Below are 21,098 nucleotides of genomic sequence, written 5' to 3' on the forward strand. Positions count from 1 at the left end.
TACCAGGTGGGCCAGACGGGCAAGATCGTGGCGCCCCAACTGTACGTGGCGGTGGGCATCTCGGGGGCGATCCAGCATCTGGCGGGCATGAAGGACTCGAAGGTGATCGTCGCGATCAACAAGGATCCGGAAGCGCCGATCTTCAGCGTCGCGGATTATGGTCTCGTCGGCGATCTTCATGACATCGTGCCGTCGCTTGCGGCACAGATTTGAACGGCGCAAGCCGGTTTGTTCAACGCCTCGTGCGCCGCACCGCGATTCGCGGCGCGCATGGGCACGACCCCGCAGCAGTTCCCTTTCCGAGAGGAGCGCAACAATGGCCCGTACCGCATCACATAGTGGAAGAACCGCTCTGGTAGAGCGGCGTTCGATCGACTACATTCCCGACGCCGAGCGTCACGGCAACTTGTTTAGCCAGTTTACGCTCTGGTTCGGGGCGAACCTGCAGATCACAGCCGTGGTGGTCGGCGCGCTCGCCGTAGTGCTGGGCGGCGACGTATTCTGGTCACTGGTCGGGCTTCTGCTCGGGCAGATTCTCGGCGGCTCGGTCATGGCCTTGCACGGCGCGCAGGGCCCGCAACTCGGCCTGCCACAGATGATTTCGAGCCGCGTGCAGTTCGGCGTCTATGGCGCAATCATTCCGCTCGTGCTGGTCTGCGTGATGTACGTGGGTTTCTCAGCAGGTGGCACGGTGCTTGCCGGTCAGGCCATCGGTGAACTGCTGGAAGTGAACAATACCGTCGCGATCCTGATCTTTGCCGCCGTGGTGATCCTGCTCACCGGGCTAGGCTATCGAATCATTCATGCAATGGGTCGCGTATCGAGCGTCATCGGCACACTGGCTTTCCTGTATCTCTTCGCCACTCTCCTGAGCGGCCACGCATGGAGCACGCTCCTCGCCCACCGGCATTTCACCGTCGCCTCGTTCCTGCTCGCCGTTTCGCTTTCGGCGTCCTGGCAGATCGCGTACGGTCCCTATGTGGCCGACTATTCACGCTATCTGCCGAAGTCCACCTCGGCGCTCACGACCTTCTTCGCCGTATTCAGCGGCACAGTAATCGGTGCGCAGGTTTCGATGACGTTTGGCGTGCTCGCCGCCTCGCTCGCGGGCGACCGCTTCGCCGGGCACGAAGTAGCGTTCATCGTCGGTCTCGGCGCAACAGGTACCATCGCCGCGATCCTTTACTTTGCAATTGCGCTCGGCAAGCTCACCATCACGACGCTTAATGCCTATGGCAGTGTGATGTCAGTGGCGACGATCGTCACCGGCCTCGGTCAGCGCCGCGAAGTTTCCCCCCGTACCCGCCTCGTTTTCGTGATTCTCTCGGTGAGCGTATCGAGCGCTCTTGCGCTCGCCGGGCAGCATTCATTTCTGAAGGCGTTCTCGTCATTTCTGCTGTTCTTGCTGGTGTTCTTCACGCCGTGGAGTGCGATCAACCTCGTCGACTACTATTGGGTGACGCGTGAGCGCTACGACGTGCCCGCGCTCTTCGACGCGAATGGCCGCTACGGGCGCTGGAATCCCGTGGGCATAGCCGTCTATGTGGTGGGCGTGTTGGTGCAGATGCCGTTCGTCGCCACTGGTTTTTATACAGGGCGGTGGGTCGGATATCTTGGCGGCGTGGATATATCGTGGATCATCGGCATCATCGTGCCCGGCACGCTGTACTACATGGTGACCCGCTTCACGCCCTCACGCCTGCCAGACCAGCTCATCCTGCCAGATACGCTCGGCGACGCCTGAGAACACGAGCGCTTCGACATACGGGTTGTGTGTTCGACCGTCAACGATGACAAATCAAATGTCCGTTGTGCGGAAAGCTGGATGACCGCTCAGGGTCGGGTGCGGCCTCACGTATCGGGTAAAAATCGGCCAGTTGCGATCGCTCGTTGTTCCCAGGCAATGGACGTTCGCGCGTCCGTTCCACCTCCGAACCGGTCACTCAGTCGGCAGCGTATCAAGAGGCAGTGTTGAGGGACTCCAGCCGTCCGCATCAAGCCAAAGTTGGCAAGCCAGCCAGGCGCCGCCGATACTAACGACGAAAGTCGCCGCATGCGGGACATCGCGGTATGCGCCGGCTTACGCTCTGGCGATTGCTTCACCGTTTGGGCGAAACGTTGCTTCGCCAGCATGCGCATCGCCGCAGAACGCAGCGGCCGACGCGGCAGAGCCTGTACCTCACGAGCATCTTCCAGGCCAGAGCGACGACCACTGCTTCAACGGCACTCAATAGGTCGTCCAGCAACATCGAATGACGACCTCCGGCTAGGCTGGCCCGCTATTGGTACTGCCAGCGTGATCAACTTCGTCCTGCTATCGCCAGTCTCAGTTCTGCGATCCGTTTCTCAATTCTCAGGACGTCGTCTTTGGGCAGCGCGTCTCCAACCCATAATTTATAGTTCAATAGTTCGCGAAGACGTACTTCTGCGGGACTATCGTCTCTATCAATGAATATTGCATCATGAGGCGTTATCGCTCGCACAACAAAAGCTGGCCGGCTACTACGCATTGGCCGGAATGATTTTGAATGAACCCCTTTCGTCACGCTTAAAGGATGAAATTCACCAATCATCAATCCTGCCTCCATAAAAACGGGCTTCGACACCGAATGCGCCTCGTCTATATATTTCGAATATTGCTCTTCTTTCAGGCCATTCACGAATATGCACACCGAAAAAAGTCGCGATTTTCCATGCGTGCAGGCAAACAACCGATGGTAAAAAGCGGGCAGCCTGTTTAATACCGAGAGGAAAATTTCGAATGGTAGTTCTTTGACATCCCAGGCACAAAAGACCAACGATCCTTCGTCATGAACTGGCCTGGCAAAAGGGCAAACCGCCCCACGACGGCCCAGTTCAGCATGAGGCCTCATGATAAAGCCCGCAAGCCAGTCGAGACCCGATTCGAATACCTCTCTGGTGAATTCGTCCGGGACGGATTCGATGTCTGTAGACAGGCATGCCGATCGCTCTATTTTTTTAATTTCGGAATCAACAATCGAGAGCAAAGATTCACACACGTCAATATCGGTCACCATGATCTAAACCGTCGATTTATCTAGAAGAAAAAATGCATGATGTGCAGGCGGCGCGTGTCAGGATATCTGTCGCCTCAGTCATGCAACGAAGGGCTGTTTATTGCATGAGAATGCAAATTTCAGTCTCTTGCGTCCGGTCCGGTAGTCCGTGTTGCTGCGCGTCTTCGATGCAGGGGCGGAACTACGCCGTCATCGGACAGCTTTGCGCGGACCGGTCTGGATCCACATCCGTCGCAACGAACTCATGTGTAAAACCGCAGCGTCCAGGACGTCGGCGCGCCCGGCATCGAGAGTCCTCTCGCGCAAAAATTCCTCGAAATGAGCCATCACAACATCACGCGCTGTACGCGAGAACAACGAGTGATCCACTTTCTCCAGTATCTTCGCCGTAACGTTCGTCAGCTTTCCAAGTTCGCTGCCGTTCGGTCCAAAACGGATCGCCAGTTCATCGAGCCCCGCGTCGACCGGGCCGTATACCAGTGACGTTTGCACGCCCCTTCGCTCGAGGTCCATCAAGAGTTGGCGGATTGCACCTGTCGAAGTGTTGACGCCCAACCTGCCTTCGAACGGAGTGCTGGCGAGCGAAGTCAGGCGCACGTACCAGCGGCGTCCCAGTTCCACGGCGATCGCTCGCCCATTTGCCCGGCCGGTCAGCAGCCGGAGCCACTTACGGGGGTTGCGGATCGAACGCCAGTACACCTGACTGGATTCGATATGGTGGGCGCCCGGCTTCGTTTGCGGGCCCTCCCACAAGAAAAACGGCAGGTTGACCGACATGCAGCCCACCACGTGAGGATGCGCTAACGCCGTATGAAAACTGACGTATGCGCCCGTGCAGACGCCGAACGTGACAACCTGCGGATATCCGGCCGCGATCAGCCATTCCACTCCCGCCGTCGCGTCGATAACCGAATGACGGGCGTACACGGCTTCAAGTGTCGGCGAATCTTCGTAATGCAGACTATCGCCAAGGCCGCCCAGGTCCATGCGTAACGAAGCGATGCCTTGCCCCGCGAGCCGTCGCGCCATCAGTACGGCAAGCCGTCCGTCGCCGACGCGATGAGCACCGCCCGTATTGACGAACAGCACAGCGGGGGCGTGCTCCTGCGCGCAGCGAGGCCGGCAGAATACGCCGACATAGCGCCCGCCACCAAACACGACGGGCGTCTCATGACCTGCTGCAAAATCGATCCGGGCATCGGCGGCAGGTGCAAGTATCCTGGCCGCCGGCGTCGCCGGCGCGCCGGACTGAAAGCCGAGCCACTCGAGCACACTGTCGAAGGCTCGTCGCGGCGGCACGCTAAACCGTGGGTCGACCAGGAACTTGTCATACTCGGTAAAAATCTGCACATCCACGCTCGCGCCATGACCGCGATAACACTCGACCAGCTGGCTCATGGGTACGCTCTCGCAACTATCATGCAGCAGCACACGACGCGCGGCGGGCCGCCCGCGTTGTACGAGGTCGACGGCAGCGAGTTGCTCGAGCGTGTCGGCATACAGCTGGAATCCGAACGCGCCCACGGCTCGACCGTCGTCATCCGCCTGCGCGCTTTCACGGCCGTTTGCGGTCTTGAGCCAGCTCTTGTGCTGCATGCCCAGTTCCCGTATATAACGCTTGCCCGCTATGACGGGCGCCATCAAAACCAGGCTATCGACGCCACCCAGTTCTTCGGCCGCCAGGACTGCCAGCGTCGCCCCCAGACGCAAGCCGCACAGGATCAGGCGTGTCACACCGGTAGCGGCCCGCAGATACGCCGCCGCAGCCTTGATGCTGTCGATCCATGCGCGAAAGCGCTGCGGATCCTCCTCGTTGCCCTCCGAATCTCCCGCTCCCGGATAGTCGAAGCGCAGAACGGGAATACCGCCGGTCACCGTCACTCTTTCTGCAAAGTCGCGCCAGCCGCGATGCACGCATAGCGCGTCGTAGCCGAACGGGTTGCACAGCAACATACCCGTCGCGGCCCCGCCGCGTGCCGGCAGGTGCAGCGACCCGTAACAGCCAGCAAAGGTAACTGGCCTCATTGAAGGTTTCCCTTTCATGGCTATCCCCGCGTCACCGGCTCGTCCTGTACGAACGGTGCGAGCGCGCTCACGAACGAATCGATACATCGAAACAGGTCGAACGTAATCAACTCGCCCGGTATCTCGATGCCCAACGCGTCTTCAACGGCCAGCATCACACGAAACGTGCCGAGCGAGGACAATCCAGCGGCGTAAAGATTGTCGAAATCGCTCAAGGTTTCGACCGGCACGTCGAGGCATGCGGTTTCCGAAAGAATGCGGCGCAAATCGGCTTTCATTTGCTCCCCTATAACGCCTGCTTTTCCAGGCATGACATCAATGCATTCATGCGCGACGATGGCTGGCTATTCGTTGCTGGGGTCTGGCACAAATCTCGGGTAGAAAAAGTGCCACGTGCGCACTGTCCGGCGAGGGCCATTCTGTCGATCTTGCCGTTCACGTTAAGCGGGAACGCATCGATGGCAACGATCCGCTGCGGCACCGCATAGACCGGCAAGCGCTGCCGGCACGCCCGCAGAACCAGCGCGATCTCAACCTGCGCGTTCGTCACAAAGGCGACGAGACCGGTGGCTCGCCCGGCTTCATCAAGTGGCCATGGGATCACCGCGCACAGCGCAGCATGGCTGCACGTTTGCACGACGTGTTCGACTTCTTCCAGCTCGACCCGGTTGCCGAGAATCTTGACCTGCGTATCGAGACGTCCCTGAAACACGATGCCGTGTTGCGTCGTTGCACGCGCGGCATCGCAGCTTCGATACCAGCGTTGCTCGCGCCGGCCCGGATAAGTTTTCGCAACGAACCTGCCATTACCGGCTTCGTCAGGCGACAGATAGCCGCCGGCAAGCTGCGGGCCACCGATCAGCAACTCGCCCGTCTGCTCCGCGGCGACCGGTTCGAGCTCGGCATCCACGATCATCAGTTCCACCCCAGGAAGGGCCCAGCCGAGCGGCATGACCGTGTGCTGCGGATCGTCGAGGAATCCGGCGGTGACCTCGAAGCATGTGCAGGCGATGGTCGCTTCGGTCGGCCCGTACATATTCAGGACCCGGCTGTTCGGCGCGGCCTGCATCCACGCCAGAGCCAGCGAGCGAGGCAACGGCTCGCCACCGAACAGTGACAGTCGAACACTTGGGAAGGCACCCGGCGTCAGCTTGCGCATTTGCTGCATGAAGCCGGCCACGGAAGGCACGCTATTCCAGTGTGTGATCTCGTGACGCTTGATGAAGTCGGCGTTATAGACAGGATCGACGGTGTCAGGCACGTACAGGCAGCCGCCGTTGGCCCAGCAGACGAACATGTCGTGTACGGACGGATCGAAGCTCAGCTCGCAAAACTGCACATAACGCGCATCGCGCACTTTCCCGGCCAGCTGTAATTGCCCCGTGACATAGGCATCGGCATTCGCATGCGTGATCGGCACACCCTTCGGCGCTCCCGTCGAGCCAGACGTAAAAAGTATGTACGCGAGGTCATGCACGGTACCCTGGTGCCGCGCATACGGCGCGGCTGGCAGTAGCGGTGGAGCGGCGGCAACGGAGGGCAGGTGCGGTTCATCCGCGTCTTCGTCGAGCAGGAAGATCCGCGGACGTTCGTCGAGCAAGGACGGCACTTCATCAAGCGATGCGGCACAACGCCGGTCGACCAGCATCAACGGCGCACCGGACTGCTCGATGATGGCTGCGATCCGCGCAGCCGGCATCTTTGGGTTGAGCGGCACATAGGCCATACCGGCGTCGAGAATTCCCAGCACGCCAACATAGGCGGCGACGCTGCGATGCCCAAACAGCAAGCATCGGCGTGCGTCGCCGGTCCGTGCAACCGCTGCCAGTCCCGCAGACACGCGACGTGCCCTGGTTTCGATTTCGCCGTAGCTGTAAAGACGCTCATCGACCCATAACGCCGGGCTGTGCGACTGGCTCGCGGCAGAATCGAAGAAGAAGGTTTGCAACATCTGACTCCCTCCGTCATTCCCGGGAAGACCGGAACCGCCGCAATCACGGCACCAACGGTGTCTTCAGCATGCCACCCTGTCATCCGTCGACGAACCTCGCAGGTAAACTTCGCTGCCGACAGCCGGGCGGATCAATTGCTACGCATTAAGCATAGGGTCAAGCGGATATCATGGTCAAGACAGAGTCTTGTAACGAGATGTGAGTTGATTTATTACGGATTACGAAGCATATGCCCATACCTGCGTCAGCCGCCATTGCGCCACGCACTTTGAACGGGCCGTCTAGCTGGGACTCCGCCCCTTCGGCCAAGAGGGACGAACAAAGTGAACGCCACGATATAAGGGGACACGTGGAGTCTGGGTAAGATCGGCGGTTCAGCGTGCATCTGTCATCCGGCGTTCATGCACTTAAGCTCGCGGACGTGCCGTGCCGTTTGAGATGCTGCAGCCTCAAACGGCGGCAGTGGATCGGCAACGAGCGAGACCGCTCTGGTCACGCAGACACCTCTTGCACGACAGGGGTGTCGCACTCATGCTCAGTACGTTAGTACACCGATTGTTTACCCCAACGGCCCATTTTTTTTGAGGCGTTCCCTGGCGCCCTATGATTGATGTCTCCAGCCCAGCGCTTTCCCACTGCTGATCCGGTGCAACATGAGCGCCAGCATCGACATGGAAATCAGCATCAACCGACAGGCAAGCCGCATGCTGATTCCATCAACACGGCGAGCGCGATGCCGAGCCCCTGCACCCGATTTTTCGAACGCTGAGCAGTCGTTGTTCGAAATCGTTCGGATCGAGCGGCTTCAGATGAGCGTCAACTGTCCTCGTCCCGTAGCTTTCCTACGATGAAAGCGGGTTATTTTGCGGTCCAACCGGACCTGCGGCAAATACACCATAGCAGCGAAAAAATGAAAAAAAAGTCCTCAAATATTCCCCCGTGTTCTGTCTGCGCTGGGCGATTTAATTTTCTGGAAGATGAATTATTCATCGGTCGGACAATGCAAACCAGGGTACACCCGCAGCAACCAGATGAAGATAGCGGTGTACAACGGCGCGAGCGTGCCGACGCGTCGTGAGACAGGAAAGATGCCCGTCGCAATCGACATCCATGGCATCGCGTGGCCGGGAGGAAAGGAACGCCATGTGCGCACAACGGCGTCATTCAGGCCGACAGAGGGAAAATTCAGGTGCAGTTCCGGGTTGTAGCGCGGCCGCCGGAACGGCGAGCACCAGGCGGGAAGCCTGCCGCTCGCCCTATGAAATCCGCCACCTACAACCGGACATAAGGTTGCGACAACGCCTTCGACGACCTGATGAGATCTTCCAGCATCATCGCGCGCTTGTCCGGATCCGTGTCCCGGCTTGTCATGAAGCAGAGCGCCGCGGCGGGAAGACCCGTGCGGTCGCAGATAGGCGCCGCCATGCACAGCCGAAAAGTGTGGGATAAACCTTCGGTGCAACAGTACCCCTGGTCAGCGGCCCGTTCGACATCGGAAAGAAAGTCCTGAAATTCAATGCGCCTGCCGTTGTCGAGGATAAAGTCCTCGTCCGGGATCAAGCTGCGAATTTCCTCTGCCCGCATATGGGCGAGCAGCAGGCGGCCCGATGCGGTCCACGGAATCGGCACCTTCACGCCGATGTCGGAACTGATGTTGAAGGGTCGCGCGCTGTTCTCCGACAGCACCACGGTGTACTTGTTGCCTTCGAGCATGCACAACTGCGCGGTTTCGTCGTGCGTCCGGACAAGCGCAAGGATCGCCTGGTGGGCGCGGCTGATCAGATCGTTATGGACGGCATAATCGGAGCCGTAGTAGTGCATCTCGCGGCCGAAAAACACGTTCCCTTCCGCTGTTGTCTCGAGCCATCCGGCTTCAGTGAGCATGGTGACCAGTTCGTAGATACTCGAGCGCGGCGCGCCAGTCGCTTCGATCAGTTCGCGCATCGTCATCGGACGCCGCGCAATATGCAACTGCTTGAGAATGCCGATAACGCGATCAACTCCCCGGGCCCTCGATGATTCTGGTGCAGACATTCCTTCAACTCCGTCGACGATAGGAATCGCGATTTATTTTTTTGGGTGACGCGAGTTTAGCGCGTAAAGAGCGACGCTTCGACATTCCGGGATGCTCAATGATCGAGCACACGATGCAGGAACTGGCGCGTACGTTCGTTCCGCGGGTCCACGAAGATCTGCTCGGGTGCGCCCTGCTCCGCAATCACACCCTTGTCCATAAACACGACGCGGTCGGCGGTTTTGCGCGCGAAGCCCATCTCGTGTGTCACGACGACCATGGTCATTCCGTCGCGCGCCAGTCCGCGCATGACTTCGGTCACCTCGCCGACGAGTTCCGGATCGAGCGCGGACGTCGCTTCGTCGAAGAACATGATGCCAGGCTCGACGGCCAACGCCCTTGCGATCGCGACACGCTGCTGCTGGCCGCCGGAAAGCTGGCTGGGATAGTGCTCCGCCCGGTCAGCAAGACCCACGCGGTCGAGCGCGTCCATCGCACGCTTGCGCGCATCGGCCGCGTTCATCTTGCGTGCCTTGATCAGGGCAAGCGTCACATTGCCCAGCGCGCTCTTGTGCGGAAACAGGTTGAATTGCTGGAACACCATGCCGACGTGGCCCCGGATATCCTTCGCCCGGCGTGCATCGTGCAGCGGCACTTCGTTGACCCAGACCTCGCCTGTATCGGCTGTTTCCAGACCGCTCATGATGCGCAACACCGTGCTCTTTCCGGAGCCCGATGCACCGATCAGCACGAGCACTTCGCCCGACCGCACATCAAGGTTGATCTCCCTCAGGACCTGCGTGGCGCCGAACGACTTGCTGACGCCAGTGAGGTTGATGATGGGCTTCGACGTGGTGACAGTGGTCATGACAGCAGGCTCCTTCTTCGGTCATGGTGGCGCACCCACTGCGACAGTGGAAAGCACACGATGAAATAAAGCACGGCAACGAGTCCATAGATCTCCACCGGTTTGCCGACCCGGTCGACGATGGCCTGTCCTCCGTGCATCAATTCCGACATGCCGATCATGCTGACGATCGACGTGTCCTTGATCAGCGAAAGATACTGGCCGATGAGCGGCGGCATCACGATCTTTCCGGTCTGTGGCAGGACCACGGAAAAGAACGCCTGGGTCTTGCTGAGCCCGAGAATCTGCGACACCTCCCACTGGCCTTTCGGCACGGCTTCGATGCCTGAGCGGAATACTTCGGCGATGTAGGCACCTTGATAGACGCTCAAGCCCACCACACCCGCCGCGAACACATCGATCGCGTAGCCGAAGTACGACACGCCGAAATAAATGAACATCAGCGTGATCAGCACCGGCGTGCCGCGAAACAGTTCGGTGTAGAGCCTGGCGATACGCGGCGTACCCCATGGCCCAAATGAGCGCAACACGGCTGCCAGCAGTCCGATCAATGTGCCGCCAACGATCGACGCCGCAGACAGAAGCAGTGTCGCCAGCAGTCCCTGAAACAGGATCGCCAGGCTGGTCATTAACAATTCGCTCGACATGTTCGGTCTCCGGTTTGAGCGCCTAGATACGATCGGCCTGTCGCGCGAAGAGGAACGACCGGCGCGTGCGTTTCTTCATGACGAGGGGTGGATGAAAAACACGCACGCCGATCTGGCCCGCCAGCCACGACAGCAGATTGCTCAGGAACAGATAGGCAATCAGCGTGATGGTGAAGGTCTGGATATAGAGGAGCGTGCGCGCGTTGATCACCGTCGCCGTTCCGCTCAGCTCCGGCAGCGCGATCGCCGAGAGGAGCGACGTGCCGAGCAACAGCTGGATCAGGTTGTTGACGATCGCCGGATAAACCGCGCGTGCAGCCTGCGGCAGAATCACCTCGATGAAGATCTGCGAACGTTCCAGACCAAGGATCGACGCCGCTTCAAGCTGGCCGCGCGGCACCGACTGGATGCCCGCGCGAAACACTTCGGCGAGATACGCACCGACGTTCACCCCCAGGGCAATAACGCCGGCCGTATAGGCGTCGAGGGTAATGCCAAGAGATGGCAACCCGAAGAACACGATGAATATCTGCAGCAGGACTGGCGTATTGCGGATCGCTTCGACATACGCCCTCGCGATCGCCCGCAGCAGCCCGACGCGCGATGAGCTCGCAAGTGCGGTGAGCAGGCCGAGCAGCATCGCGAGAACGAAGGACAGCAGCGTGATCTGGAGCGTCAGCCACGACGCGCGAACGAAATCGCTCCAGTAACCCGCAAGGGTCACCCATTCATAGCTCATGGTTCCTCCGTCGGTCGGGCAGCGCGGCGCCAGCGTGGCTTCAGTACTGCGGATTCAGCGGGAAGCGCGGCTCGGCGCCAAACCACTTCTTGTACAGCTGCGCGTTCAGCTTCGATGCGTTGATGTTGAACAGGAACAGGTTCAGGTAGTTGAGCCACACCTGATCGCCCGCCTTCACGCCGAACGCGTTGTATTCGAGCGGAACCAGCGCCTCGTTGGTGACAGTCAGCTCCGGATCGAGCGATGCCTGATAGGCGAGAAAGTTGTTGTCCTCGATCATCGCGTCGGCCTGGCCCTGCTTCACGGCGAGGATTGCAGCCTGCGAGCTGTCGAACTCCTGGATCTTGACCTGCATGTTCAGCGAGCGCACTTCGTCGCCGTTCGTCGAGCCCTTGACCGTCGCAATCGTGCGGTTCGACATGTCGTTGATGGACTTGATGCCGCTGCTCTTCTTCACCAGTAGCGCCTCACTCGCGACCACATAGGGATTCGTGAACGCAATTTCCTTTGCCCGCTCGAGGTTGCGGGTGAAGTTGCAGAACACCACGTCAACCTTGCTGGTTTGCAGATTTGGAATGCGGTTGGCGCTCGTCGTGTTCACGACTTCGAGCTTGACGCCCATCTCTTTCGCCAGTTCTTTCGCGAGGTCGACGTCGTAACCATCGGGCTGGCCGTCCTTGTTGTAGAAACCGAACGGCGCGAAGGTCAAACAGTCTCCCACCCGCAGCGTGCCGCGTTGCAGGACCTGCTTGAGCGTCGAGTCAGCCGCGGCACCCTGCTCTGGCGGGGCCACCTTTGTGCAGCCGGCGAGCATCAGCAGACCGGCTACGGCGAATAAACAAGTGAACTTTGCGCTTTCCTTTACAAATTTCATTTTTCAGTCCCGATCTGTGTGAGGAGTCCATGGGCGTGCGGAAACGACGATCAACAAGACCTTCGCGGCACGCTCCGGGCAATGAAATGAAGCGACCGCGCCAATCGATTGTCTGGAATATCGGAATCATGTCCGACACAGCAGATGATGCGCAGTGTTTCACGGGAAAAAAATCGTTGCAATGGGGTATACGCGGGCACGATTGCAGCATTGCCTTAGGGATGCGCAATGCTTTCAGCCCGAAAGAATTGATGCGGCGTACGGGATCTGCCCTCAGTCGAGCCGACCGGTCATTGATGCTTCCTCGCAAACTCTTCTTCGATCAATCTGGAATGCAAACTGTTTTCTGGTTTCGTTTTTTCGCTGCACCGGATGTCATCGAATGAATGAGGAGCGCGAATTGGCCCCGCGCTCAAGTTGGCTTTGAGTTCGGTGCGTACTATGATTGTTTGCCTGACGAATCCTTCGCGCGGTCATCCAACGGTTTCTCGAACGCCGCCGCATTGACGAGAGGACAGCAGTGAAGCAATCGATCGTAATCGCGGCAGCAACGTTCGGATTGCTCGTCGCATGCGCGAGCCCGGCGCAGGAGATCGCCTCGCCGGGTGCGTCGACGCCCACGCACAACGCTAGCGCTCAGTCCACCGCACCGAAATCGCATTTGCAGGACTTTCTCTCTTCCGGCAACGGCAACCCCATGACGCTGACGCCCCCGGTTACCGCGGTACACAGCTACTCGTCGCCGGGCCGTGGCGGAGCGGTATTGAGAGGGGCAAACGGAACGGCGCGCGTGGGCAGCGACACGATCGAGTTGAAGAACGGTGCCGTCTACGTCAACGGCGTTTCATACGGCGTGGTAACGCCCGCGCAAACCGTCGTGTACACCGTTACCGAAGGCAAACACACGTTGCAGGTAGACGGACAGGACCGCTTGCCACTACGTTGATGTCCCGGCCTGATCGCGTCTTCGTAGCGCGCCATACGAATGCCTTACGTCTTTCCACGCCATCTGCAAAACCTGGACATCTGAACTGCCCGCGTCAGGCTTTTGCCACCACACCACATTGGACTGGGCATCTAGCGCGGGACGTCACCGCGTGCGCCATCAAAGCGGACGCGCGCGGCATGGATGTCGGAATAACGACGATCGGCCCAATCGATGAGGGCCGCCATCGGGTCCAGCAGGGATTGGCCTAGCGGGGCCAGACGATATTCGACGGTCGGCGGCCTGGTCGGAAAAACATGGCGGGTGATGAGTCCGTCGCGCTCCAGATCGCGGAGTGTCTGGGTCAGCATGCGTTTGGAAATGTCGGGGATGGCCCGGTGAAGCTCGCTGAAGCGCTGCGATCGCATCGCGAGCTCCATGATCATGAGCATGCTCCATTTGTCGCCGATGCGGTCGAGCACGTCGCGAATCGCGCAGTGCGCGGACTGGTCGTCGCCCAATTGACGTTGATATCGGCTGAATCTCTCGATCGCATTCTGCGCGGTGCTCATTCGGGTTCCCTTTAACTCTGCTGGTAACAAAAAACTGCCTCCTTACGGCGCGAGGCATTGGTCTCTATGATAGACCTGCTCTAAAACATAGACCCGTTCTCAAGGAGCGGTCATGTCAGATCCTGTTCCCGTCCGCCTTCCATACCGAGGCTCCGGCGGGCATCAGGGGTGCCGTGTGGTGAAGTTACTGATCGAAGCCGGCGATTCCAATATCGCCGCATCCAGCCGCACCCCTCAGAAATTGTCGCGGGTTGGCTTTAAAGGCAGTACTAATTTCAGGAGAAACGCATGTTTTTGGTAATGGGAATGACAGGACGCGTGGGCGGTGCAACGGCCCGGCATCTGTTGGCACAAGGCAGGACAGTACGCGCAATGGTCCGCAATCGCGAGCAGGCGACGAAATGGGCGGATCAAGGTGTGGAACTGGTCGACGGTGACTGGAATGATGCGGCCGCCGTCGAGCGGGCGCTCGACGGAGTCGAAGGTGCATTTGTCATGCTGCCGGCTGTCTGGACACCCTCGGCTGATTTCAGGGAAGCAAAGAGCGTGATCGCGAACTATGTCGAGGCGCTGACGAGCGCAGCGCCGCCGCGGGTGGTTGCGCTCTCGTCGATGGGTGCGGACAGAATCAGCGGGCTGGGGATGATCACGGCCCTGTCGCTTCTGGAGCAGGGACTTCGCCACCTGACAGTGCCGGTCGCCTGTGTGCGCGCCGGCGGGTTTTTCGAAAACTTCCTTTACGGCCTGCACGTCGCCCAGGGGGGCACGCTACCCGTCTACTACAACCCGACGAACCGGAAATCGACCATGGTCGCGACCGACGACATCGGCGCCGAAGTGGCGAAGCTGCTGAGCGGGCCGGCGTGGTCCGGGCATCGCGTCGTCGAGCTTGGCTCGATGGTCAGCGCGGATGAAGTCGCGACCCAACTGGGCGAAGTCATGCAGCGCGACGTCAAGGCCTTTGCCGTCCCGCGTGCCGGGTGGGCGGCAGCGTTCGAACAGTTCGGCATCCCGAAGGGCCAGACCGGATCGGCCGAAGCGATGTACGAGGCCGTCAACGCGGGCTGGATGGACCTCGGCGTCGAAGGTACGGAGCATGTCGCGGGCACGACGTCCCCCCGCGACGTCTTTGCGGCGGCCCACAAGGCCGCTACGGCATGACGTGGTGAACGGTGGTCTCGCAGACCACCTTTTCGAGCCGCATCTATCAGCGGAGGCCGGCCGGCCACGCTGGTCCCCGGCGGCACCCTCTCATCAGACCAGACAAGGAAGGACGTATGTCCAGGATTTCATGGCGCCAGGTATTACCTTGGGTTCTTGCCGCTTTTTTCGTCGTGGGATCGCTCAGCAACATCGTCGCCCCGCGATCCATCTTTGAGGAATACCTGAAGTGGGGATATCCACACTGGTTCCATTTCGTGACCGGTTCGCTGGAACTCACGACCGCCGTTCTGCTGGCGCGGGCACGGACGCGGCTGTGGGGCGCGATGCTCGGCTGCGCCGTGATGCTGGCTGCGCTCGCGACCGTCACACTCCACGGCGAGTACGGGCATGGTGTGGCGCCACTTGTCGCGGCGGCACTATCGACTGTTGTCGGCTGGATCACCTGGCGAACGTTCAACGAACGTTCCCGAAATGCCTGATCCCGGTATCAACGGCAGCAGCTACGCAAGCACGCTTTTTTCCCGGGCGGATTCAGGCAATCCAGCAACCGACGCCGGCACACGCGACATCGACGAATACCGCGTGTGCCGCACGACAGGACCTCCTCAAACGCTTACGCGCTCAAGCGTTAAATCCCCCGTCGATGGTCAGGCTCGCACCGGTGACGAATCCGGCTTCCGGGCTGACGACATAGGCGACCATGCCGGCGACTTCGTCGGGGTGCGCGTGGCGCTGAATCGCCATCAGGCCATGCAGCATCGAGGCAAAATCGCTGGACTCGGGATTCATGTCCGTATCGGTGGGGCCTGGCTGCACGTTGTTGACCGTGATTCCCCTCGGCCCGAGATCGCGAGCCATTCCCTGTACCAGTCCCCGCAGGGCGGACTTGCTCATCGCGTAGGCCGCGCCGCCTGCGAACGGCATGCGCTCGGCATTGCAGCTACCAATGTTCACGATCCGGCCACCCTCGCCCATATGCGGCAAAACAGCCTTGACGGCGACGAACACCGCGCGGACGTTGACTTGAAGCGTGGCGTCGAAGTCCTCCAGCGAGAAGGTCTCCACCGCGCCCATCCGGAGGACGCCTGCGTTGTTGACCAGGATATCGATCTTGCCGAGCTGCGCGGCCGCGTCGTCAATGGCGCGGGTCAAGGCGGCGGCGTCGCCGGCATCCGCCTGAAGCGCAATGGCGCGACCGCCGTTCTCCGCGATGCTGCTGGCGAGCGCGCTGGCGGTCGCCGTCGACCCTTTGTACGTAAATGCCACCGCGGCGCCATCGCGCGCCAGGCGACGCACGACGGCCGCACCAATCCCGCGACCGCCACCGGTCACGAACGCTACCTTGCCAGTCAGATTCGAAGTCATGATGTGCCCTCAGGTGAATGGAAACAGAAGTATCGTCTTCACATTCCAGCCTGAGTAGACGGTGATTTAGACTATCTCTTTCAACCGTTTGTATCGAATGGCCATGGAAGCGCTCAATCTGGTTGAATCATTTCTCCTTAGCGCGGAGCACGGGAGTTTTTCCGTGGCGGCTCGCCGGCTTGGTCTGACGCCCGCCGCCGTGAGCAAAAACATCGCAAGACTGGAGGCAACGCTTGGACTGCGCCTGTTCCAGCGCAGCACGCGCAGTCTCACGCTGACCACGGCGGGCGAGCAGTTTCTGCGTGAGGTCAGCGAGCCCTTCACGGCCTTGCAGGACGCGTTCGCGGGTGCCACGACACAGGAAGGAAAGCCGGCTGGGACGCTCAAGGTCAGCCTGGCGCTTGCGTTTGGCCGGGAGTATCTCGTGCCGCTGCTCGGCGACTTCCTCGAACAATATCCGGCCATCGTTCCGGACTGGCACTTTGATAACCGGCCTGTCGATTTGATTGCTGACGGCTTCGACGTCGCGATCGGCGGTGGCATCGAACTGACGCCTGGGATCGTGGCACGCGAACTGGCCCGGACGCACGTGATCGTCGCGGCGTCGCCGTCCTATATGTCGACGCGGAAGATGCCTGAACACCCGTCTGAACTGAGCCAGTACGACGGGATTGTTCGCCGTTCGACCACGACGGGTCGCTTGAGGGCGTGGACACTCAAGAATCCGCTCGGCGAACAGTGCCAGGCGGAGTGCCGTACACGCATCATCTTCGACGACCCCGAGGCGATTGCGCATGCCGCGATGCTGGGTCAGGGCATCGCATTCCTGCCGATGCCTCATGCAGCCCCCTGGCTATCGAGCGGCGCGCTGGTACGGCTGCTGCCAGCGTGGTATGCCGAGCAGGGCTCGATTTCGCTTTACTACCCCAACAAGAAGTTGCTTCCGGCCAGGACGAGAGTGTTCATCGAATTTGTGGTTGAGGCTTTTAGAAAGGAAAGGTATGCCGCGCGGTTTGACGCGCGCTAGCGCAGCCAATGTGGCGCGGCAGGAATGCTTTCATGCCGGCGAACGGCTGACACCCATCTTTTGGCGACCAGGTGTTTTCGTGCCATTATCCTCACCGCTGGCTCTTGTCGACCTTCACCAGCAAAGGCCGCTTTGCAACGTCGATCAGATGAGGCACACGGGTTACAGATGTCGTGATGCATACAGGTCATTGAACACCAACGCGTCGTCCCTGCAACTTTCCCCTGGGGTATAGCCATGAAATCAAGACTCGTCACGCAGCTTGCGATTGTTTCCCTGCTCGGCACCTCTGTTACCGTTTTCGCCCAGTCTCACGATGACAAACATCATGGGCCCCCTACTTCTCACGACAAAAAGGGATCGGAGCACCAGGCACAGCATAATAATGGCCGCAGACCTGCGCCGCACGACGCCTATGTCGGTCGCGAGGGCGGGCCCATTCCTCACAATGACTGGCACAAAGGCGACCGGCTTCCGCCGGAATACCGTGACCGCAACTACGTAGTCGACGACTGGCACGGTCACGGACTGCAGGCGCCGCCGCGCGGTTATCAATGGGTGGGCGTCAATGGGGATTACGTGCTCGTTGCCGTGGCAACCGGCTTGATCGCAAACGTCCTGCTCTCCGGGCACTAACCCGACAGATCGATGTCGGCAGCCCGACGAGCTGCCGACATGCTTCTACTGGGAACGATCCACGACAACCTGCGGATCGTGACTGAAGAGTCTGGTCGCTGGTGCATAAAGCAGCGATCGTATTGATCCAGCCAGACGGCACTCGGCCAGCTAGAGACGTTCGGCCTTCGACCCAGGATTGTCGGCAATCTGGTGTTGTTCTCCCAACCGCAGAAAATTCATCAACTCGCCGACGATCGCTTCGGGAGCGTCTTCCTGCATCAAATGCCCCGAGCCAGAAACCCGCGTAAAGCGTGCTCCAGGGATCATCTCCGAGAGTTCCACGCCTCGATCGACTGGAATCCACTGATCCTCCTCGCCCCACAAGATGGAAACCGGGCAGCGAAGTTGTCCGTAGCGCGGTTGGACCTCATCGGTATAGCGCTGGTCCATCTGGGCGATTTGCCTGTAGAACGCCGCCTGGCCAGGTTCGCCAATCCATGGCGATGTGTAGATACGCAATGCATCTGCCGCGAGCGCACGGTTCGCAGCGCTCTGTAGATATGCGGTGATCATCGCCTCATGAATGTATGCGGGCACGTTTGCGAACGCGGCCTCGTGCGCGCGCACATGACGAACAAACGCTGAGCCCCATGGAGCAACCGCCACTGGATCAATCAGAAGCAGGGACCGATACTCGCATCGGTCCAGCAACGCTGCCCTGATCGCTGTGGCGCCGCCGAAATCGTGGGCAACGACGTCGGGCGACTCGAGCCGCCAATGCTTGAGCAACGCCGCAAACAGGCGATTCTGGACGCCCAGTGAGACATCCTGATCCGCGCGCTGCTCTGACATTCCATAACCAAGGAGATCGAAGTAGAAGACCCGTCGGAAGCGAGCTGCGATCGGCGCGACGCGGCGCCAGACCTGCGAAGAAAACGGCGTTCCATGTATCAGTACCAGCGGCTCGCCCGTGCCGATCACGCCATAGCGTACCGACTGACCATCGAAGTCAAAAGAATGCGCCAAAGGTAGCGCTCGAGAAACCAGCTGCCGGGATGCCCGCGAAGTATCCGCCATGAATCGCCTCGTGGATTGGACTGTAGCGAGGAACAAGCATAAAACTAACCACCAAACTCACGCAAGGAGGTTATTTTGGGTGTAAAAGAATCACGTTTGCACGCAGACACCGGTGTGGGCGGTCACCTTGTCCTTGACTTTATGAATACGTGCGGCGGCGCGGGTAAGGTGCGTGACGTCGAGCGACTGGTCGACTGGCAAGACGCCATCGGCTGGGCAACGGCGAGCGGAGTCGTTGATCCGGCTGACAGCCGTCTGATCGAGAAGACGCGGTCGGGCTCAGGGCACCTTCTGAAAGAGTTGACCGGACTCCGGGAAGCCATGCATGCAGTGTTCTCTGCGATCGCCGGCGGCGTCCCGCCTCCGGAGACAGCCCGGCTGAGGCTGGAACGCGATATCGTCAAGGCAATGAGCCACTCGACGATGTGCTTCGAAGGACAAGCACCCATGCGCTGGACGGTATGCCCCGAGAAGGCGGGTAGCGCGCTCATCAAGGACCGACTTGCTATCGCCGCAAGCGAACTGCTTTCGCAGCCGGTCCTTGCGAATGTCCGGGCGTGTGCCGCGTGCTCGTGGTTGTTCCTCGATCTCTCGCGCAGCAGGTCCCGACGATGGTGCTCAATGGCCACTTGTGGGAATCGCGCAAAGGCGCAACGCCACTACCATGCGATGAAAGCGACACCTTAAACGGCAGTCCAGACACGATGTACTATTTCACCATGCCGCGTTGTTGCCCGGTCTCGACGGCACGCAGATCTGACGTATCCTCGACGAAGACGGCAAGCTGGTTAAACGGCCTGGAAGCCACTCCAACCATATCCATGATGGCGCCGGCCCAGTCAACGGCATCGATGGGAAATGCATCATGTCAACTGAGTGGAAGCGCCGCGTCAGACTGTTTATCCAGCGTTTCTGGCAGCCGACCAGTGCTTGCATGACCTGCATGCCCGGGAGTTGGGGCAACGTCATGAGCCTCGCCCACTGGACGATCGCACTCCATACCGGTCTGCTCACCGGCCTCCTGGCCGTATTGTTGACTTTCACGCCTGCAGCGAAGCTTTACGGGCATCGATTCGGCAATGCGCTGGTCGTCGGCATTCTGACAGCAACAGGCGACGCCTACTCGCATGCGAGCCATTACCGCATCCCCTATGTCGAACACATCGCGACGGGCGCTATTTCAGCTCTCTTGACGCTGGCCGCCTCCTATCTCTTCGAAGACCGCGCACGACGCCTTCGGGCGGCATGGGCTCGGGTTTTCGGATAGCTTGTCGGCTGACCTTCTGAACCCTCCTGGTTGCGCTGAAAGAGGCTTCCCGCTCCTGGTGCGCATCATGGCTGGGGAGCGTTGCGGGCCATCATTCATGGGGCCGTCCGGGAATGTCTTCCGGCGAACACGCGATCGGCAGTGAGAATTATCCAGGCCGTGGCTGGCGTGGTGTCGTCAAAGTCTCGTTGGGCTGCAGGGACAATCGCGTGGTCGTGCGCATCGCCCGACAGGCGCGCATTAGTCCAGAGCCGCTCGCGTTTCACGAAGAATCTCTTCTGACAGTTCAGGGTTATCAACCGCGCGAGCCAAAATGAGGGCTCCCACGATGCTCGAAAGCGTATGAACCGCATGGCGACGGGCATTTTTCTTTTTTGCCTTTGCAAGTGATTCAGTGAAGCCCTTGAGCATACCCTCCACATGCTGCGTGAATGCGGGTCGAGCCGCGGGTTCACGCGCAATCTCACCCGCCAATCCTGCCATCACGCATCCGTTTCCCCTGTCGTCGCGATGTTGCCCGGTGAGATATCCATCAACGTATAGAGCCGTTGGCTCACCCGAAGCCGCACCTTCCCTCATGGAATCGAGCGCTTTGGCCGATGCGTCTTCGATGCTCTTCGAGATCAGATCTTCTTTTGACTCGAAATGATTGTAGAAGGCTCCGTGTGTAAGACCGGTTGCCTTCATGATTTCGCTTACGCTGACCCCGGAAAATCCGCGTTCGCGAAACAGAATGGAAGCTTGTTCGAGGATGCGGGCATGCTTCTCTGCCGTCTCCTCTGGCGGGTAACGCATACGTCCTCCGAACACTGACAAGAAAATAGTTGACGCCAAACAGTATAACCATCATGCTTCGCAAACGAAAGCATGATGACCGTCATGTTTGACGGGTTGCATTTCAGGGCTCCCGTCTATGCATGTCTTAT

Annotated in this window: 23 protein-coding genes; 10 read left to right on the plus strand and 13 right to left on the minus strand. The window is 59.8% G+C overall.

Features of this window, described 5'->3' with window-relative positions; translation table 11 throughout:
* On the plus strand, nt 1-213 hold a 213-nt coding region (locus BLV45_RS21665), incomplete at its 5' end, for an electron transfer flavoprotein subunit alpha/FixB family protein (protein ID WP_208647884.1).
* A gap of 103 nt (nt 214-316) precedes the next feature.
* Nucleotides 317-1,744: a purine-cytosine permease family protein gene (locus BLV45_RS21670; RefSeq protein WP_090536376.1), complete on the plus strand. Its 1,428-nt coding sequence runs from the start codon at nt 317-319 to the stop codon at nt 1,742-1,744.
* Between the two features lie 556 nt (nt 1,745-2,300).
* On the opposite strand, the gene BLV45_RS27275 is transcribed toward BLV45_RS21670, so the two are convergent.
* From BLV45_RS27275 to BLV45_RS21710, 9 genes are all read right to left on the minus strand, one after another.
* On the minus strand, nt 2,301-3,038 hold the full coding sequence (locus BLV45_RS27275) for a DUF6875 domain-containing protein (RefSeq protein WP_143130462.1): 738 nt from the start codon (nt 3,036-3,038) through the stop codon (nt 2,301-2,303).
* A 189-nt stretch (nt 3,039-3,227) separates the two neighbouring features.
* Nucleotides 3,228-5,081, minus strand: a complete 1,854-nt coding sequence (locus BLV45_RS21675) for a serine aminopeptidase domain-containing protein (protein WP_245753467.1) — start codon at nt 5,079-5,081, stop codon at nt 3,228-3,230.
* A 2-nt stretch (nt 5,082-5,083) separates the two neighbouring features.
* A complete protein-coding gene (locus tag BLV45_RS21680) occupies nt 5,084-5,341 on the minus strand; it encodes an acyl carrier protein (RefSeq protein ID WP_090536380.1) in 258 nt (85 codons plus the stop codon).
* 8 nt (nt 5,342-5,349) lie between these two features.
* The gene (locus BLV45_RS21685; protein ID WP_090536383.1) at nt 5,350-7,014 is read right to left on the minus strand and encodes an amino acid adenylation domain-containing protein; all 1,665 of its coding nucleotides are present in this window, start codon (nt 7,012-7,014) and stop codon (nt 5,350-5,352) included.
* Nucleotides 7,015-8,287: 1,273 nt separating this feature from the next.
* A complete protein-coding gene (locus BLV45_RS21690; protein WP_090536385.1) occupies nt 8,288-9,049 on the minus strand; it encodes an IclR family transcriptional regulator in 762 nt (253 codons plus the stop codon).
* 95 nt (nt 9,050-9,144) lie between these two features.
* Nucleotides 9,145-9,897, minus strand: a complete 753-nt coding sequence (locus BLV45_RS21695) for an amino acid ABC transporter ATP-binding protein (RefSeq protein WP_090536387.1) — start codon at nt 9,895-9,897, stop codon at nt 9,145-9,147.
* The gene (locus tag BLV45_RS21700; protein ID WP_090536389.1) at nt 9,894-10,544 is read right to left on the minus strand and encodes an amino acid ABC transporter permease; all 651 of its coding nucleotides are present in this window, start codon (nt 10,542-10,544) and stop codon (nt 9,894-9,896) included. The genes BLV45_RS21695 and BLV45_RS21700 overlap by 4 nt, the downstream gene beginning before the upstream one ends.
* A 22-nt stretch (nt 10,545-10,566) precedes the next feature.
* Entirely contained in the window at nt 10,567-11,283 is a 717-nt protein-coding gene (locus BLV45_RS21705; RefSeq protein WP_090536390.1) for an amino acid ABC transporter permease, read from the minus strand.
* A 40-nt stretch (nt 11,284-11,323) separates the two neighbouring features.
* On the minus strand, nt 11,324-12,157 hold the full coding sequence (locus tag BLV45_RS21710) for an ABC transporter substrate-binding protein (protein WP_090536392.1): 834 nt from the start codon (nt 12,155-12,157) through the stop codon (nt 11,324-11,326).
* 128 nt (nt 12,158-12,285) lie between these two features.
* Between BLV45_RS21710 and BLV45_RS27280 the strand changes: the two genes are divergently transcribed.
* Complete coding sequence (locus tag BLV45_RS27280) at nt 12,286-12,543, plus strand: hypothetical protein (RefSeq protein ID WP_143130463.1); 258 nt, start codon at nt 12,286-12,288, stop codon at nt 12,541-12,543.
* Nucleotides 12,544-12,677: 134 nt separating this feature from the next.
* Nucleotides 12,678-13,103: a sugar ABC transporter ATPase gene (locus tag BLV45_RS27990; RefSeq protein WP_245753469.1), complete on the plus strand. Its 426-nt coding sequence runs from the start codon at nt 12,678-12,680 to the stop codon at nt 13,101-13,103.
* Nucleotides 13,104-13,234: 131 nt separating this feature from the next.
* Here the strand turns inward: BLV45_RS27990 and BLV45_RS21720 are convergent, their stop codons facing one another.
* The gene (locus BLV45_RS21720) at nt 13,235-13,654 is read right to left on the minus strand and encodes a winged helix-turn-helix transcriptional regulator (protein WP_090536394.1); all 420 of its coding nucleotides are present in this window, start codon (nt 13,652-13,654) and stop codon (nt 13,235-13,237) included.
* Nucleotides 13,655-13,942: 288 nt separating this feature from the next.
* Between BLV45_RS21720 and BLV45_RS21725 the strand changes: the two genes are divergently transcribed.
* Together BLV45_RS21725 and BLV45_RS21730 are read left to right on the plus strand one after the other, a co-directional pair.
* Nucleotides 13,943-14,815: an NmrA family NAD(P)-binding protein gene (locus BLV45_RS21725; protein ID WP_090536396.1), complete on the plus strand. Its 873-nt coding sequence runs from the start codon at nt 13,943-13,945 to the stop codon at nt 14,813-14,815.
* Nucleotides 14,816-14,931: 116 nt separating this feature from the next.
* Nucleotides 14,932-15,297, plus strand: a complete 366-nt coding sequence (locus BLV45_RS21730) for a DoxX family protein (protein WP_090536398.1) — start codon at nt 14,932-14,934, stop codon at nt 15,295-15,297.
* 142 nt (nt 15,298-15,439) lie between these two features.
* On the opposite strand, the gene BLV45_RS21735 is transcribed toward BLV45_RS21730, so the two are convergent.
* Nucleotides 15,440-16,183 (minus strand): SDR family oxidoreductase, encoded by a 744-nt coding sequence (locus tag BLV45_RS21735; RefSeq protein ID WP_090536400.1) that lies wholly within the window; start codon nt 16,181-16,183, stop codon nt 15,440-15,442.
* 103 nt (nt 16,184-16,286) lie between these two features.
* Here BLV45_RS21735 and BLV45_RS21740 point away from each other — a divergent pair, with 103 nt between their 5' ends.
* Complete coding sequence (locus BLV45_RS21740) at nt 16,287-17,210, plus strand: LysR family transcriptional regulator (protein WP_090536402.1); 924 nt, start codon at nt 16,287-16,289, stop codon at nt 17,208-17,210.
* Between the two features lie 237 nt (nt 17,211-17,447).
* Complete coding sequence (locus tag BLV45_RS21745; protein WP_090536404.1) at nt 17,448-17,846, plus strand: RcnB family protein; 399 nt, start codon at nt 17,448-17,450, stop codon at nt 17,844-17,846.
* A gap of 150 nt (nt 17,847-17,996) precedes the next feature.
* Here the strand turns inward: BLV45_RS21745 and BLV45_RS21750 are convergent, their stop codons facing one another.
* Nucleotides 17,997-18,905 carry an alpha/beta fold hydrolase gene (locus tag BLV45_RS21750; RefSeq protein ID WP_090536407.1) on the minus strand — a complete coding sequence of 303 codons (909 nt, stop codon included), beginning with the start codon at nt 18,903-18,905 and terminating at the stop codon, nt 17,997-17,999.
* 96 nt (nt 18,906-19,001) lie between these two features.
* On the opposite strand from BLV45_RS21750, the gene BLV45_RS21755 reads away from it, so the two are divergent.
* Together BLV45_RS21755 and BLV45_RS21760 are read left to right on the plus strand one after the other, a co-directional pair.
* Nucleotides 19,002-19,592, plus strand: coding sequence for a CGNR zinc finger domain-containing protein (locus BLV45_RS21755; RefSeq protein WP_090536409.1), 591 nt, complete (start codon nt 19,002-19,004; stop codon nt 19,590-19,592).
* Nucleotides 19,593-19,770: 178 nt separating this feature from the next.
* Nucleotides 19,771-20,172, plus strand: coding sequence for a hypothetical protein (locus tag BLV45_RS21760; protein WP_090536411.1), 402 nt, complete (start codon nt 19,771-19,773; stop codon nt 20,170-20,172).
* Nucleotides 20,173-20,412: 240 nt separating this feature from the next.
* On the opposite strand, the gene BLV45_RS21765 is transcribed toward BLV45_RS21760, so the two are convergent.
* A complete protein-coding gene (locus tag BLV45_RS21765) occupies nt 20,413-20,967 on the minus strand; it encodes a TetR/AcrR family transcriptional regulator (protein WP_090536413.1) in 555 nt (184 codons plus the stop codon).
* Between the last annotated feature and the right edge of the window lie 131 nt (nt 20,968-21,098).

The organism is Paraburkholderia sartisoli (assembly GCF_900107685.1).
GTDB classification, from domain to species: Bacteria; Pseudomonadota; Gammaproteobacteria; order Burkholderiales; family Burkholderiaceae; genus Paraburkholderia; species Paraburkholderia sartisoli.